Genomic DNA, 14,647 nt, shown 5'->3' with positions numbered 1-14,647 from the left:
CAGTACCGGAGCTCAAACGCTGAGGAACTCTCGCGTAGCTGTCGTCAGCAGCACAGCACCGGTGGCTGTGACGTGGACATCATCCTCTATACGGATGCCGAACTTCCCGGGGAGGTAGATACCAGGCTCGACCGTGACGACGGCTCCTTCTGGGAGGCGTGCCCGGACCGGTGCCCGAGGAGAGAGAGCCGGCGGTTCATGAACGCTACGGCCGATTCCATGCCCAAGGCTATGGCGGAAATAAGCTCCAAAGCCAGCCGCCTCAATAACGCGGCGTGCCGTAGCATCGGCCTCACGCGCTCGAACTCCCGCTTGGAGAGCCTCCAGTGCCTGCTCCTGGGCTTCCCGGACAACCTGGTAGACCCGACGTTGGTCGGTACTTGCGCGCCCAAGCACGAAGGTGCGGGTGATATCGGACACGTAACCGCCGACAATACAGCCGAAGTCTACCGTGATGACGTCGTTCTTCCGCAAGCGGCGCGCTGACGCACGTCCGTGCGGGAGGGCGCTTCGTTCACCGCTGGCCACAATGATCGGGAAGGCATCCCCCTCCGAGCCGAATTGGCGAGCACGGTAAGAGATCTCTGCCGCCACTTCATGCTCCGTCATCCCCGGGCGAACACTCTCTAGAACTGCCTCGAAGGTGCGCGAAGCGATGAGCGCAGCTCTCCGCAGCAGCTCTATCTCAGCCGGCGTCTTCACTATGAAGAGCTCATCCAGTTTCCCCCGAAACGGGATGAGCCGGGAAGGGCGCCAGCGCCGCCGAAGCTCCAGAACCGTCCCATAGCTCAGCGATATCTCGAACCCAACCGTAGCAATACCCCGAAGCAGCCCCTGCTGTGCTACGACGGCGACCGGCTCCCGAGTGATGTGGATGGCCAGCCCGGGCACCGGGAAGAGCTCGTGGCGAACCTGCTCGTCGTAACGGTCGTCGGTAAAGAAGTGCACTGCTTCCGCAGTGATAAGCACAGAGGCCGACGAACCCGAAAAGCCCGTCAGATATCGGATGTGAGACAGGGTCGTCAGCCAGAGTGCCTCCAGATGCTGGCATTGGAGGAGTTCGCGCAGTCGTTCGAGGCGCACGAGCGCCGCTTGCACCAATGCAGACCGGAGACGGCTGTTCACCATCGAGCTCAGAACCCAAAGTAGTTGGGCGCTTCCTTGGTGATGATGACATCGTGTGGGTGAGACTCTCGGAGGCCCGCTAGGGTCATTCGGATGAAGCGTGTCTTCTGCTGTAGCTCAGCAATTGTCGCGCACCCACAGTAGCCCATCGCAGCCCGCAGTCCACCAACCAGTTGAAACAGCGTATCGCTTACAGCCCCTTTGAAGGGGACCCTTCCCTCCACCCCCTCTGGGACCAACTTCGCAATGTCCGCCTCAGAGTCCTGGAAGTACCGATCCGCTGAACCATGGTACATCGCCCCTAACGAGCCCATCCCTCGGTAGACCTTGTAAGCGCGCCCCTCCAACAGCACCTTCTCCCCTGGGCTCTCCTCATGGCCTGCCAAGAGATTGCCAATCATAACACTATCAGCACCCGCAGCGATTGCTTTCGCGATGTCGCCCGTCTGCCGGATACCCCCATCGGCGATGACGGGCACGTCTGCCTCATGAGCAACTCGAGCCACCCAGAAGATCGCCGTCAACTGTGGTACTCCAACCCCCGCAACGACACGAGTAGTGCAGATAGAGCCCGGACCGACACCCACCTTGACGGCGTCAGCACCTGCCCGGATGAGTGCTGCCGCGGCTTCCGCAGTAGCGATATTACCAGCGATTACCGGCAATTCCGGAAACCGCCGCTTAAGACGGCGTACTGTCTCTATGACCCCTCGACTGTGTCCGTGAGCACTGTCCACAGCTACTACGTCGACTCCTGCTGCTACCAAGGCAGCAACGCGCTCCTCCACGTCCCGGGCAACACCAACTGCTGCCCCAACACGGAGGCGCCCTTGTCCATCCTTGCAAGCGTTTGGATAGCTGCGCTTCTTCTGGATGTCCTTGAAGGTGATGAGCCCATGGAGGACTCCGTGCTCATCAACGATGGGGAGTTTCTCTATTCGATGCCGCTGTAGGATGCGCTCCGCCTCTTCAAGTGTTGTCCCAACCGGAGCAGTGATGAGTCCCTCTGATGTCATCACCACTGACACCGGCTGCTCGGTATCGGTGGCAAACCGAAGGTCCCGGTTCGTCACAATCCCTACCAGCCGGCGCTCCGCGTCCACGATTGGGATACCCGAGATGTGGTAGGTGCGCATCAAGTGGAGCGCCTCCCGTATAGGGCGGTCAGGGGTTAGAGTGATGGGATCACGAATTAGCCCGCTCTCGGAACGCTTGACGCGTGCCACTTCTTCTGCCTGTTGCTCTATGCTGAGGTTCTTGTGAATGATCCCGATGCCGCCTTCGCGCGCCATGGCAATTGCCATGGCGGATTCTGTTACCGTGTCCATAGCGGCGCTGACAATCGGGATATTGAGCCAGATCGTACGCGTCAGCCGAGTGCGGACATCGACCTCCCGCGGGAGCACTTCTGAATAGGCGGGAACTAACAGAACGTCGTCAAAGGTCAGCCCTTCGCCAACGATGCGCTCCTCATCCCTCTTTCGGTTCCTCCGCTGTGTTCGCAAGACCCTTGCCGTCCGCTCTGACATTCCTCAACGAATCTCCCGGTGCAGGGTGTGGCGCCGCAGGAAGGGGTTGTACTTACGGAGCTCCAAGCGGCCCGGAGTATTCTGTCGGTTCTTCGTCGTCACGTATCGTGAAGCCGGCTTGCCTTCCTTCTTCGCTTCGGTGCACTCTAGAATCACCAATACACGAGCTCCCTTCTTCTTGGCCATTGCTAATAGCCGCGCCTCTCTGTGAGACAGCCAGTGTCCACAAAATTACGACGCTCCAGAGCAGAGATGGCTTCAGAACAGCCACTGCACATGGAAGCGGACTGCGTCGTTCCACAGCGGCGAGGGAGTGGCGAAAGGCCAATGCATCCGCTGACGCAAGAGCTCATACCAGCCAATGGCTAGCCCATTGTGGAGGAGGAAGGCCACAATCGGTGCTGCCTCTGGCGTCCTTGCTCGGAGCACCCGCCGAACGAACTCGTCTACCAGCGCGTGTCCAGCCCCTTCCAGCACCAGGCTGCCCAGATGCTTCCAGAATAGATGAGCCAGGAATATCACCCCTCGCTCAAACGAGACCCCTAAGCCCAACAGCGGGGTGAACTGAACCCAGATCGCTCCATCGCGCAGGGTCCCAAAACGGAGCCGGTCATGGTATGGCACAAGCCCCTCCGAGATCGCATCGCGGAAGCGTAGGATTGCCCACTGGAGTCCCCCACCGTGGGTCAAAAGCACAGCGCCGGCTGCACCAAAGGGGTAGCCATAGCCTGTCTCCTGTCCAACCCCAAAACGCCACCACTGCGAAGCTAATGCCCCGGTCTTCCCGCCAATTCCCAAGGTTGCAGCCCCAAACCCCAAGTGCAGGTAGTTGCGCTGATACTCAGCAAGGTCCTTATAGCGCCGCAATGGTTCCAGGTCGGCCGAACCGAGGTGGAGTGTCAGAGCGCCCACCGGATGGAAGTCTTGCGTAACCCCCTCACGGCCCAAACGTCCCGTTCCATAGTAGACTGCAATGCTCGGTGCCTCGAGGAACCGCTCAACGAGGGGCTTCGGCCTCGGTGCTGCTCCTTCCTCGTCCTTGTCGTTCGTCTCCTGTGCCCTAACGTCGGCAAGGGCAAGCCACATCCCAAGAACAGCGGCACAGATCCACGCCACCATAAGCCAACAATTGGCTATGCAGTGCAACCAACAACAAGTTAGCACTTTCGCGAAAGTCGCCCAACGTCCAGCACATTGATGTCCGTTGAACTGCTTTCGTGCACCGAGTTCCCCGCACCCTTCCACCCAATTGCCTGCGCCTTCGCCATAGACCCGGTGTTCTGCGCTGCACGCTTTCCCACGACTGCAAACTTCCGCAAGGACCCCGCTGCAGCACTCCTCAACCTCCGCCCGCCACTGCCACAACCTCATACGGAACGCCTCTGCCGGGCACTCCGAGAGAGCATGGATGGATTGGAGCTTACAGCAAGTCAGCTTCGCTACCTGCAAGCGCTGCAGTCTGGCTCAGCATTAGCCGTCACGACGGGACAGCAGGTAGGCTTTCTTGGAGGGCCACTCTATACAGCTCTCAAGGCAGCAGCAGCCCTCGCTCTTGCCCAGCAGCTACAGGAGGTACTTCAGCGGCCGATCGTTCCCATCTTCTGGGTCGAAGACAACGACAGCGATGGTCGAGAAGCCGGCTCTAGTGTGTGGTGGCAACCCGATGGTACCCTCCAGCGCCTCGCTGCCGCTTCAGATGCTGAACTGCTGCAGCCCATTGCCGTCTCTGCTCGCTCACTCTCGCCGACAGGATTATGGCAGACCGCCCTCCGCCACATCCTCCCCGAGCTCTCGGACGAGCTTCGCTCCATTGTGCTCACCGCGTACAGCTACGGGAAGTCCTGGAGCCAAGCCTTTGTTGTGCTCCTCCACTGGCTCTTCGGAAGCTCCGGGCTCCTCTTCCTCCGAGCATCCGTTGCTCGGCGCCGCAGGCTCTTCTGCAGTATCGTCCAATGGGCCCTCTTCCAGAGCTCACAGCTTGAGGCTGCATTAGCCAAGGGAATCCAGCAGTTGCGCGCTTTGGGGTACCGAGAACTCATCACACCCCAGCATCCTCTCGTCCATTTCCACACTCCTGAAGGGTTCCGTTATCGAGTCCGGTACCTTCCGAGTGGGGAGTATGGTATTGCCCGCGAGCGCTATACCATCCAGCAGCTAAGCGCTCTGTTCGAGCAGGAGTGTACGGCCTTCTCTCCGTCCGCTCTCCTTCGCCCGTTGTGCCAAGATGCCATCCTCCCAACTGTGGCCGTCGTTCTCGGACCTGCTGAAGTCGCATACTGGGCACAACTCCGCGAGCTCTACGAGGCTCTACAAGTGCCGATGCCTGCCGTCATGCTACGGCCTTCCGTTACCCTTGTCCCGCCTCAACTCCATCGTCTGCTTGTGCAAGAAGGGTGGAGCGTAAGAGACTTCTTTGCCCCTTGGCAGGCGGTGGAACGTATCCTCCTGGAACGTCTACCACCTACGCAGCTACTGGAGCACTCCAGTAGCAAGCTCCAGACACAGCTCCAGCAGTGGTACCAGCACCTGTTGGCTCACCTTTGGGAGATAGACCCAACACTCGTACCTAGCCTTGGAGCGACGCACCACCGAATAGCACAGGCTCTGCAGCGTTGGCAGAGGCGATTCCGCGCTGCGCTCCGCCGCCGCTCAGAGACCCTCCTCTCCCGTGCCCGACGGGTGTGGTCGCTGGTATATCCCAACGGCCATCCTCAGGAACGCCTTATGAGCTGGCTCCAGCTCCTTGCTCTATGTGGACGCAGCGCCTTCCAAGAGGCCCTCGTGCACGCGACGGCACTTCCCTCGGGACACCACGCAATCCTCACGTTAGCACCATCCTCCGAACCTTCAACCGCAGACTAAGCTCCCGCAGCTTGCCCCGCGTTCGACCACTTAAGCTGTGGATGCACCGACCTTGGCTCGAGCTGCCGCGCCTCGTGGCCACCTGGTATTCTGCTACTGGTTGCTACACCCCCTACCCCTCATCCATGCAAAACTGGCGTCTGATCCAGGAGTCCACCCATTGTGGGCAAAACGATTCCCTGCCTCGTTACTCACAGCTGACTGCGGATAATGTCGTGGACTCGAACGACCCCGACACAAATCCCCTGCGAGTCCACTACCGGCAACACGCTGATCTGGCTAGGGCGATGCTCCATCAACTCTAGCGCTTCGGCCAGGGAAGCTTCCGGCGAAACCGTCACTGGTGTACGCGTCATGATATCGCTGACGCGCAGCGGGCGAATATCTTCGACCCGCTGTAGCGTTCGCCGTACATCTCCATCGGTCACAATCCCACACAGCCGGCCATCCTCCTCCACAACACACACGCATCCCAGTGCCTTCGAAGTCATCTCGATGAGCATCTGCCGAAACGGCGTCTGAGGGAGCACTCGCGGGATTGCGGTCCCTGTGTGCATAACATCTTGAACTCGTAGACTAGCCAGGCGGCCGAGCATCCCGAGAGGATGAGCAGCAGCAATGTCTTCTGGCCGAACACCTCGACGCCGCATGAGCGCTATCGCCAACGCATCCCCCATAACGAGCGCAGCCGTCGTACTCGTCGTAGGGATAAGGTTCAGCGGACATGCTTCCGCTGGTACCGCAACATCTAGTACCACGTCGGCTTGCTCCGCCAGCAGTGAATGCCGCTGCCCAACAATAGCCAGGATTCGGACATTCCGTTGCCGCAACCACGGGACCAGGGAACAAACCTCTGCTGTCGTGCCACTTTTCGAAATCAACACCGCTCCGTCCCCCGATCGCACAGCACCCAAATCTCCGTGTGGGGCCTCTGCGGGATGGAGAAAGGTAGCCGAAAGCCCAATACTCCGCAACGTTGCCGCGATCTTCTGGCCGATAATCCCTGATTTCCCAACTCCGCTGACGACCACGGAGCGCGCTGACTCCAACAACTCTACTGCCTCCTCAAACTCTGGTCCAATCCGCGCAGCAATGCTCAACAGAGCCTCTGCCTGCTGGTGGAATACCCTACGCGCAAGCTCTGTCGAGACCTCCAACACAGCAGACTCCGTCGCCCGCTCCGAACTGCCTCGAAGACTCATCCGGGCGGCCATTGGAACTGGCGTCCCCCCAGCAGGTGGAGATGGAGGTGAAAGACCGTCTGCCCTGCATCCCGATTGCAGTTCAAGACGAGTCGGTAGCCGCTCTCAGCAATACCATGCCGCTCCGCCAACTGCCGAGCTACCCAGAGGAGCCTCCCCAACAACGGAACATCATCTGCTGTTGCCTCGTTTAGAGTCGGGAGGGGCTTCTTGGGGATAATGAGGATGTGGACAGGAGCTTGGGGGTTGATGTCCCGAAATGCTAACACCTCGTCGTCTTCGTATTCGATCTGTGCTGGGACCTCTCGACGGATAATACGAGCAAAGACAGTCTCGGACATTTGTACCCCTTCCTCAGCCTTTTCAAATAGAGCGAGAGCCTTCTGCCCTCCCACGGCAGGGATGCAACGGAAGGCTCTCGCTGGTAGCAAGCCGTACTGTTAGCGGACGAGTGTGATAGACTGCGTGTAGTGCTGATCGCCGATGAAGATACGCCAGCGGTACGTACCTGCAGCCGCCGGTACTCCACCGTCAGCCGTTCCATCCCATGTTAAGAGATGGTTTCCGGCAGGCAGAACATCGTCGACAACCACCCGAACAAGCCGCCCAAGAGCATCGACAACCTCCGCCCGTACGCGGCTGTTCTCCGGCAGGCGCAGCTCTACGCTCGTCTGAGAGCCGAAGGGGTTAGGCGAACTCTGACCAACCCAAACTTCCCCGTCACCAAGCGGCGTCAGGCTGATGACGTGGCTGAACTGCTCCTGTCCATCGCGAGCAACCAACCGCAGGCGATACTGGTACTCTACGCCAGGCTGGACTTGGAGATCTTCGTAGCGGTAACTCTCGCCACGCTGCTCATCACCGACGGCACGCTCACTGTAGATCGGGGCCCATGGCTCTGCATCAAAGGTACGCCGCTCCAAGATGAAGCGCTCCAGCAGCGCCTCTGACGCCGTAGCCCACAACAACACATTCTTCCGCCGCTGTGCCATGCCGTCAAAGCTCGCCAACTGTGCTGAAACCGGCCGCGCTGTATTGTATGCGCGCTCACCCAGATAAGGCCGGACCAGCGGTATCCAGGTCCCGCGGCTGCGCGTAGCATAACTGCCTACCATACCCGCAAAATTCAGGTGAGGGTAGGCTACGGGTCCGACCGTCGGCATGAACTGGCCCCACTGTCCGCCATCCAGAGTATTCTGGAAGGCAAAGACGTTATCGTTGATAAGCGCTAATCCTTGGCGTATCCGCAGTGCTTTGTCGATCATGAGCTGATAGTTCTGGATCCCAGGAGTTGGAATCGTAGATACATTCGTCGTCACCATACCCATCCGCGACCTCGAGGCTCCTAACTCGAAGCCGACAGAACCGCGCTGCGCTACCGCTGCCCAATAGTCACCCGCTGGCAGTACTACTGGCTGCGGCAGAATATAGAAGGAGAAGCGGTCGTAGACGCCATCTGGCATCGGACGCCAGACCGGGCGCCCCTGCTCGTACACTAAAGTGTCCCCAAAGCCACGAACTCGGCTGATACGGCTCCCCGTGATGAGCGTCTGTGGGATCGTCGTGCCACGATAGAGTGAGAAGGAGACATAGTTGAAGTCCTGGTTGAGGCTGCCAAAGAAGGCCATGTAGCCATACACCGTGTCCTGCGCCCGTAGCCGGAAGCGCATCGCCAACTGGCCAGAACCGTCCCCGCCAGGGGGTCCATAACGTGTCGTTACATTATCTGTCGGCCCCTGGGGGTAGCAGAATAGGTTCAGCCCCCGGCCTGGAATACCCGAGAACTGCTGATCTGGCACGTTGTTCTTGCTAGAGCCCAAATTCTCTGGGTCAGCCTCGTATGCGAAGGAATTCCCAAACCTGAGGTCAAAGATCGTGTAGTTTTCGTCGTTCAGCGGCTCTAGATCCCCACCGGGGATGAAGATGCGCGCCGAGATAACATAACGTCCGGGCCCTGTCCCCTTGTTCCGGGCATCCCAATCAGGGAAGGGGATCTCTACCTCCCGGTTGCCACCTAAGAGGGGAACATACTTTGACATCGCGTGGATGACCTGTGGATCACCTTCTCGGCGAATGACAACCCCCACATAAAACCCCCCAGCCGCTAGTCCTGTATTGTTGGAGATCTTGACGCTAATTGGAATGCGCGTCGCCTGGCTGGCTGGCAGCATCGTGTATGGGACATTCACCTTCACCGCCGACACCTCTAAGTCCGTCACCTCCGTCGGGAAGAGAATCCGGACGTTGTCCACGTAGTAATTATCCTCATCATCATCGGGCGGCGGAGGTGAGCTCATGTCTCGCTTTGCCCGGACCCACAGGCGGAAGCGGAAGTTCTTCGCACCCTCGTTGGGCCAGCGAATAATTGTGTCGGGGATCGGAATGAAGATCTTCCGGAACTCGAAGTCCTTGCCATCGTCGTAGAGATCTGCCCGTAGACCTTCTGCTGGCGTTAAGGGCATGTTGTAATCCAGCGAGTCAAAACCGCGGTTGTAACCGCCTGCACCGAAGAGTGTGAAGGCAGAGTTGTTCGTTACCGGAGACGCACCTCGACGCGGATGATGGTTCCAAGCAGTGATATTTGTAATGTTCGTCAACCCATCCCAACTGGGGCGAGCAAACTCTATCCGAAGCTCGTCTGGGGCACTCCCGTAAGTGTTCGTCACAATCCCATTCAGAACTACCCGAGGCTCTGGCCCGATGTTCTGATTATCCGACCAGCCACGATCATACCAGTTTTCAGCCGGCCTACCCGTCCGCTGCACGGACACAGAGAGCACAGCTCCGATGCGTCCACGCAAGTCGATCGGGAAACTAATGATCTGGTCACCATTCGGCAGACCAGGCCAGTCATCACCGTTGAGCATGACACGATTGAGCCGGATGACCGGCGAATTCAGCGTAAAGTTGGGATTATTTGCTGCTCCATACTCGCCACGTGGCGGAGGCGGGTTGTAGCAGACTTCGTCGCCAGAGACGACGTCCGCCTCCAAGCTCACCCACTTCTTGACAGAAGGCATAGGAACCCCATCAATGACATGGAACTCTCGGACGTCATCGTTGAACGCTTCTAGGCGACGGATCACGAAGAGGTTGATGCTCGTTGTATCGTCGAACGGCCACCGATCCCCTAAGCTCTGCCCCTCGGGCGTCACGGGATCCAAGATCACAACGGCACGCAAGCGTCCAATATGCCGTTCTATGAATTCATTGGCCTCAAAGGGTGGGAACTCTACCCGAACAAAGTTGTATGGTGGGATTCCGTTAGCCGTTGGTGGATAAGGAATAGGATTCCCGTTGACATCACACAGGCTAATCCCAGAATTCGGATCGGAGAGGGCTTGATGAGTAATCGCAAGGGAACGGCTGTAGACAACCTCTCCTGTTGCTTGATTGAAGATCTGGAAACGCACACGGAATTGAACATCTTGCCGCTGGTAGTTGATTCCTGTTGGCGACCCCGTGGGCCCTTGGATATCGTTGGTCAGGTTCTGGAAAATCCCTACTGGCTGAATAGCACCCAACACCTGATCACCGGCCAATAGCTCGAAGTTGTTCGGGGCAGCAATCGTAGAGTCAAAGTCCATCGTCCGACCTGGGCCTCGCCGGCGCACTTTGTACTGCACGCTCCATACCCGACCGACGTTCTTCCACTGCTTCCACTTGATCGCGAAGAAGTTGTAGAACACGTTTCGTGTCGGCCCAACGGCGAAAATGGTCGGCGGGTTTCCTTCATGCGAAAACTCTGTGAACTGTAGGTATGGTGTTAGGGCACCGGAAACGTTGGTCTTAGAATCAAAGTTGATGTGACGAGCATATCCTCGTAAGCCAACCGTTGAGTTGTAGAGGAAGAGGACTTCCGCCGGCACTGGCCAGCCGCTTACTGTCACGACTCCAGAGAAGCGGGAGTAGATGTACGTAATCGAGCTGTCTAAGCGATTCAGCACGACCTGGAGGTCGCAGGACACAAAGGGCACATTTGGAACCCCTGGTCGTATATCGGCTGGAAAGCTAACAGTACCGTATGGGGTAATCTTCGACCCGCGCGGTGTGAGGTTGATGAAGTAAATGACCAACCTGTTGCCCGTGGGATCGCGGTAATACCATACCTGCCCAAAGTCATCCACTGTCTGCTGATGAGGGTTCCACACGGACAACTGCAGATCGTCCCACAGAGGGGCAAGGAGCGGAGTGTACTGATTCATGCCGCTGATTGTGGCAGTATTTAGGCGGACATTACTGGGATTTCGAATCCCTTGTGTCGCTGCTCCAGTCCCAGAGGCAACCCCTAGGGCCACGTACTGATACCCCCAGTTGTCGGGGATAGTCATATCCGCAGTCCCTCGAACGAATTGGTCGTCACTGTTTGGATCCACACCGATTCGGTTACCCCCGTCGTCGTAGAGGTAGCGCCGATTGGAGAGCACAATAATGCCGTTAGTAGAGACGTAGAAGCTATCGTACCGTACCCCATTGAAGTAGAAGGGAAAGCCGATGGGAATCGGCCCAGCAAACGCATTGTCTGTAGAGTCGCTCATCTGGCTGGGATTCCGGAAATAGGGCTTACCCTCCGGATGCCCCTCCCAATAGGTCACTGGAAATTGATTGGGGCCAGAGACAATCTTACGCCAGTACTGTGGATTCTGATCCAGGCTCACGAAATCTCGAGCTGGCTGTGGTTTCCACAGCTCCGGCTCAGGCCCCTGGGTATCAACAAGGTAGTAACCTGTTGACACCGCTGGTTGTGTACGAGGATTTGCACCAGCCGGATTAAAGGGACCGGGATAGGAGTACACCGTCGCTGAGCGCATACCACTGCGCCGAGCTGTTGCTTCAGCCGTTACCATCCATATCCCAACGGCCGCAAGGAGTAGACATCTCACAAGAGCGAACCACTTCATTCTAGCCCTCCGCGCCTATATATGGGACTGCTCCTACACATCGTTTGCGTAGGCACAATATTAGCAAAAAAGCCGCATACGCTGACTCCTCTCTGCCCGTAGTCTCGGCACGAATATAACTCTTTCACCCCTAACGCAGACTAGACTATGGAGGCGAAAGATGATCGAGCCACTAATGGCGAGTAACTTTGCGCACCTACATCATGAGCCCCGATTATGCTCAAAGAGCAAGTTCGACAGTACTGGGACCAGCAGCCCTGTGGAACTCAATTTACCCACCTCCCCTGGGGGACTAGCGAATTCTTCACAGAAGTGGAACGCTTCCGGTATGCTGTCCAACCCTTTATGCACCGACTCATTGGCTTCCACCGCTATGCCGGCAAGCGAGTTCTCGAGATTGGCTGCGGCCTAGGAACAGACTTACTCCAGTTTGCCCGTGGGGGAGCAACGGTCACAGGTATAGACTTGAGCCCCCAGAGCGTAGAGCTTGCACGCCAGCACTTCGAGCTCCGAGGTCAAGAGGGAACGTTCTTAGTCGCCGATGTAGAGCAGCTTCCTTTTCCAGACAACACCTTCGACGTTGTGTACTCCTTCGGTGTCCTCCACCACACACCAAACATTCAGCACGCCCTTGCTGAAATCTATCGTGTCCTGGTCCCTGGTGGTGAGGTCATCCTCATGCTCTACCACCGCCACTCGCTCCACGTATGGCTAGGAACCCCGCTCTACATCGCCCAGACGCTTCGGCAGCAACGAGGTCTTCGGGGAATGGCCCTACTTGGCACGACACTGGCCGAGCTGGTCCACAACTACCGACGATGGGAAGCCGAATGGGTCCGCGTCTATGATGGGCCAGCAAACCCCCTCGGTCGAGCCTTCTCCCGCCGCGAGGTCAAGCAGCTCCTCCATAAGTTCCGAGCAATTCGAATCCGGCTCTGTGACCCGATCCGACGCCGGTTCCCATCCTGGCTCAACGAGTTTAACCAACGCCTACTGGCTCCACTGTCCGGCTTCTACCTCATTGTGCGAGCGCGCAAGTGAAGTCTCGCGACGTAGCAGCCTTCCTAGACTCTCTCGTGGATCATGCTGCCACAACTTCTGGAACTTGCTTATCAGCGGGGTTGGCTAACCGCAGCTACTCCCACCTTGCCAGTCGTTAGCGTGGGAAACATCACCGTTGGGGGAACCGGCAAGACTCCCGTCACACAAGCCATAGCCCGCTACTGCCTCCAGCGTGGCCTACGGCCCGGAATCGTGCTGCGCGGCTACCGGCGCCGTTCCCGCGGAGCGTTGCTAGTTAGCTTCGGCAATGGCCCGCAGGTAGAATGGCAGCAGTGTGGAGATGAAGCCTGGCTCCATGCGTGGAAGCTCCCACAGGCCATCGTTGCCGTTCACCGACGTCGGGAAATAGCCGCTACACTTGCCCAGCAAGCAGGGGCTAACATCATCGCTGCCGACGACTGTTTTCAGTACCGTCGACTCCGACGCCACTTAGAACTCGTTCTCGTTGATCGGCGCACACTCTACGGTCGCTTGCTACCCTTCGGTCCACTCCGCGAGCCACGTTCAGCCCTCAAACGAGCCCACATCCTCCTGCTCAACGGTGTCGAGCCATATGAGCTCCCACCGTTTGTACAAGAGCTCCCCTGGGTACGGGTCGAATTTCGCTCTGCCGAGATTCAGCAATGGACGTTGGCCGGTCCCAGTCTACTCCCCGGTCCATTGCCCGAACCTGTTGCAGCCTTCGCCGGGATTGCTTATCCGGAGCGCTTCCGGGACAGCCTGCTGACTACGGGCTGGAGGATAGGTCTCTGGCTCCCCTTCCCCGATCACCATCCCTACAGCCCTCGAGACCTCTGGCACCTGTTCGCTCGCTGTCAGCGCTTGTCACTCCGCTGGGCCGTGACGACGGAAAAGGATGCTGTACGCCTATGGCCGCTCCTCTCGGAGTTTGCTGCAGCCGGCGTTACCCTCATTACGGTCGCCGTTACTGCCGAATTCGGACAGGGAGCTGAGCATCTCTGGACAAGCTTGGATAGGCTCCTCCAGCAACTGCGCCGCCAAACGGAAGACGTCGCGGAGCATCTCAAACGTTAGCCGCCCAGTGAAGGTGTTCTGTTGGCTAGGGTGGTATGAGCCGAGCAAGAATGGCGCCGGAGGTTGCCAGTAGAGCACCCCGTGGGCAAACCGGACTCGCGTTTGAATCCAGCCGAATTCACGAAACAGGCGGAGCGACTCCCGGAAAGCAATGCTGCCGAGGGCAACAACCCCACGAAGGTGAGGCAGCAACGCCTCAACCGTGCGCTTCAAAAACGGCCGGCACGCCTGAATCTCTTGAGGAGTCGGGGTATTCTGTGGCGGAGCGCAGTGGACGACCGCTGTGATGGCAACACCGTACAGTTCTAGACCATCGCCGCGATGGTACGACTCTGGCTGGTTTGCGAAGCCCGTCTCGTACAGAGCTCGGTAGAGGAACTGGCCGGAGCGGTCACCAGTGAACATCCGGCCAGTTCGGTTTGCCCCGTGGGCTGCTGGAGCCAACCCAACGATGAGGAGCCGGGCGCTCGGAGAGCCAGTGTTGGGCACAGGGCGCCCCCAGTACTTCCAGTCCCGGTAGGCTGCACGCTTGCGATAAGCGACCTCCTGACAGTACTGCCGCAGTCGCGGACAACGCTCGCACGCTACAATCTCCTCCTGCAGTCGCTGCCACTCACTCTCGCCACGCTGGGCTTGCCTGCTCTCCACTGCAGCACTCCTCCACGACGCTCTTACACTGGGGACACTGTCCATGTCCATGGACCCAGACCAACGGCCCCATGTAGTGGCAGTATGGGCAGACCGCTACAGAAAGAGGAGCCGCAGAGCGATGCACTTCCTGCAGAGGAAGCCGTGGCTGTGAGTACAGCGGGCTCTCCGTATAGCGCCGGACGCGTCGCATTGAAGAGGGCTCTAACTAAGGGGTAGCCTATGACGCACGGTACAGCCTCTTCCACGGAGCACTCATGCCCAACAGGACACACGTTGCTAG

The 14,647-nt window shown here is 58.5% G+C and carries 10 protein-coding genes and 1 pseudogene; 3 read left to right on the top strand and 8 right to left on the bottom strand.

What is annotated here, in order from left to right:
• Positions 1-12: 12 nt before the first annotated feature.
• The 4 genes from NZ960_06740 to NZ960_06725 all read right to left on the bottom strand — a co-directional run bounded on the left by NZ960_06740 (position 13) and on the right by NZ960_06725 (position 3,773).
• Positions 13-1,128, bottom strand: coding sequence for a Xaa-Pro peptidase family protein (locus NZ960_06740; GenBank protein ID MCS7177290.1), 1,116 nt, complete (start codon positions 1,126-1,128; stop codon positions 13-15).
• A gap of 5 nt (positions 1,129-1,133) precedes the next feature.
• Complete coding sequence (gene guaB, locus NZ960_06735; GenBank protein ID MCS7177289.1) at positions 1,134-2,654, bottom strand: IMP dehydrogenase; 1,521 nt, start codon at positions 2,652-2,654, stop codon at positions 1,134-1,136.
• A 3-nt stretch (positions 2,655-2,657) separates the two neighbouring features.
• Positions 2,658-2,840: a 50S ribosomal protein L33 gene (rpmG, locus tag NZ960_06730; GenBank protein MCS7177288.1), complete on the bottom strand. Its 183-nt coding sequence runs from the start codon at positions 2,838-2,840 to the stop codon at positions 2,658-2,660.
• A 72-nt stretch (positions 2,841-2,912) separates the two neighbouring features.
• Positions 2,913-3,773: a hypothetical protein gene (locus NZ960_06725; GenBank protein ID MCS7177287.1), complete on the bottom strand. Its 861-nt coding sequence runs from the start codon at positions 3,771-3,773 to the stop codon at positions 2,913-2,915.
• Positions 3,774-3,851: 78 nt separating this feature from the next.
• On the opposite strand from NZ960_06725, the gene bshC reads away from it, so the two are divergent.
• The gene (gene bshC, locus NZ960_06720) at positions 3,852-5,516 is read left to right on the top strand and encodes a bacillithiol biosynthesis cysteine-adding enzyme BshC (GenBank protein MCS7177286.1); all 1,665 of its coding nucleotides are present in this window, start codon (positions 3,852-3,854) and stop codon (positions 5,514-5,516) included.
• A 191-nt stretch (positions 5,517-5,707) separates the two neighbouring features.
• Here bshC and NZ960_06715 read toward each other — a convergent pair whose 3' ends face one another.
• The 3 genes from NZ960_06715 to NZ960_06705 all read right to left on the bottom strand — a co-directional run bounded on the left by NZ960_06715 (position 5,708) and on the right by NZ960_06705 (position 11,619).
• Complete coding sequence (locus NZ960_06715; GenBank protein MCS7177285.1) at positions 5,708-6,718, bottom strand: KpsF/GutQ family sugar-phosphate isomerase; 1,011 nt, start codon at positions 6,716-6,718, stop codon at positions 5,708-5,710.
• A complete protein-coding gene (locus tag NZ960_06710; GenBank protein ID MCS7177284.1) occupies positions 6,715-7,059 on the bottom strand; it encodes a histidine triad nucleotide-binding protein in 345 nt (114 codons plus the stop codon). The genes NZ960_06715 and NZ960_06710 overlap by 4 nt, the downstream gene beginning before the upstream one ends.
• A gap of 99 nt (positions 7,060-7,158) precedes the next feature.
• A complete protein-coding gene (locus tag NZ960_06705; GenBank protein MCS7177283.1) occupies positions 7,159-11,619 on the bottom strand; it encodes a hypothetical protein in 4,461 nt (1,486 codons plus the stop codon).
• A 216-nt stretch (positions 11,620-11,835) separates the two neighbouring features.
• Between NZ960_06705 and NZ960_06700 the strand changes: the two genes are divergently transcribed.
• Together NZ960_06700 and lpxK are read left to right on the top strand one after the other, a co-directional pair.
• Positions 11,836-12,660: a class I SAM-dependent methyltransferase gene (locus NZ960_06700; protein ID MCS7177282.1), complete on the top strand. Its 825-nt coding sequence runs from the start codon at positions 11,836-11,838 to the stop codon at positions 12,658-12,660.
• 42 nt (positions 12,661-12,702) lie between these two features.
• Positions 12,703-13,602, top strand: a pseudogene (gene lpxK / locus NZ960_06695) (tetraacyldisaccharide 4'-kinase).
• Here lpxK and NZ960_06690 read toward each other — a convergent pair.
• A complete protein-coding gene (locus NZ960_06690) occupies positions 13,549-14,319 on the bottom strand; it encodes a uracil-DNA glycosylase (protein ID MCS7177281.1) in 771 nt (256 codons plus the stop codon). The pseudogene lpxK and the gene NZ960_06690 overlap by 54 nt on opposite strands.
• Between the last annotated feature and the right edge of the window lie 328 nt (positions 14,320-14,647).

Origin of the sequence: Candidatus Kapaibacterium sp. (genome assembly GCA_025059875.1) — a bacterium.
In the GTDB taxonomy this organism is placed as follows: domain Bacteria; phylum Bacteroidota; class Ignavibacteria; order Kapaibacteriales; family HRBIN21; genus HRBIN21.
Note: the sequence above shows the minus strand (reverse complement) of the source record. Positions and strands in the feature narration are given on the sequence as shown.

Bases quoted from the DNA above. Each gene is read 5' to 3' on its own strand.
- NZ960_06740 (MCS7177290.1), bottom strand. From the start codon at position 1,128: ATGGTGAACAGCCGTCTCCGGTCTGCATTGGTGCAAGCGGCGCTCGTG.
- rpmG (MCS7177288.1), bottom strand. From the start codon at position 2,840: ATGGCCAAGAAGAAGGGAGCTCGTGTATTGGTGATTCTAGAGTGCACC.
- guaB (MCS7177289.1), bottom strand. From the start codon at position 2,654: ATGTCAGAGCGGACGGCAAGGGTCTTGCGAACACAGCGGAGGAACCGA.
- NZ960_06710 (MCS7177284.1), bottom strand. From the start codon at position 7,059: ATGTCCGAGACTGTCTTTGCTCGTATTATCCGTCGAGAGGTCCCAGCA.
- NZ960_06725 (MCS7177287.1), bottom strand. From the start codon at position 3,773: ATGGTGGCGTGGATCTGTGCCGCTGTTCTTGGGATGTGGCTTGCCCTT.
- NZ960_06705 (MCS7177283.1), bottom strand. From the start codon at position 11,619: ATGAAGTGGTTCGCTCTTGTGAGATGTCTACTCCTTGCGGCCGTTGGG.
- NZ960_06700 (MCS7177282.1), top strand. From the start codon at position 11,836: ATGCTCAAAGAGCAAGTTCGACAGTACTGGGACCAGCAGCCCTGTGGA.
- NZ960_06715 (MCS7177285.1), bottom strand. From the start codon at position 6,718: ATGAGTCTTCGAGGCAGTTCGGAGCGGGCGACGGAGTCTGCTGTGTTG.
- bshC (MCS7177286.1), top strand. From the start codon at position 3,852: ATGTCCGTTGAACTGCTTTCGTGCACCGAGTTCCCCGCACCCTTCCAC.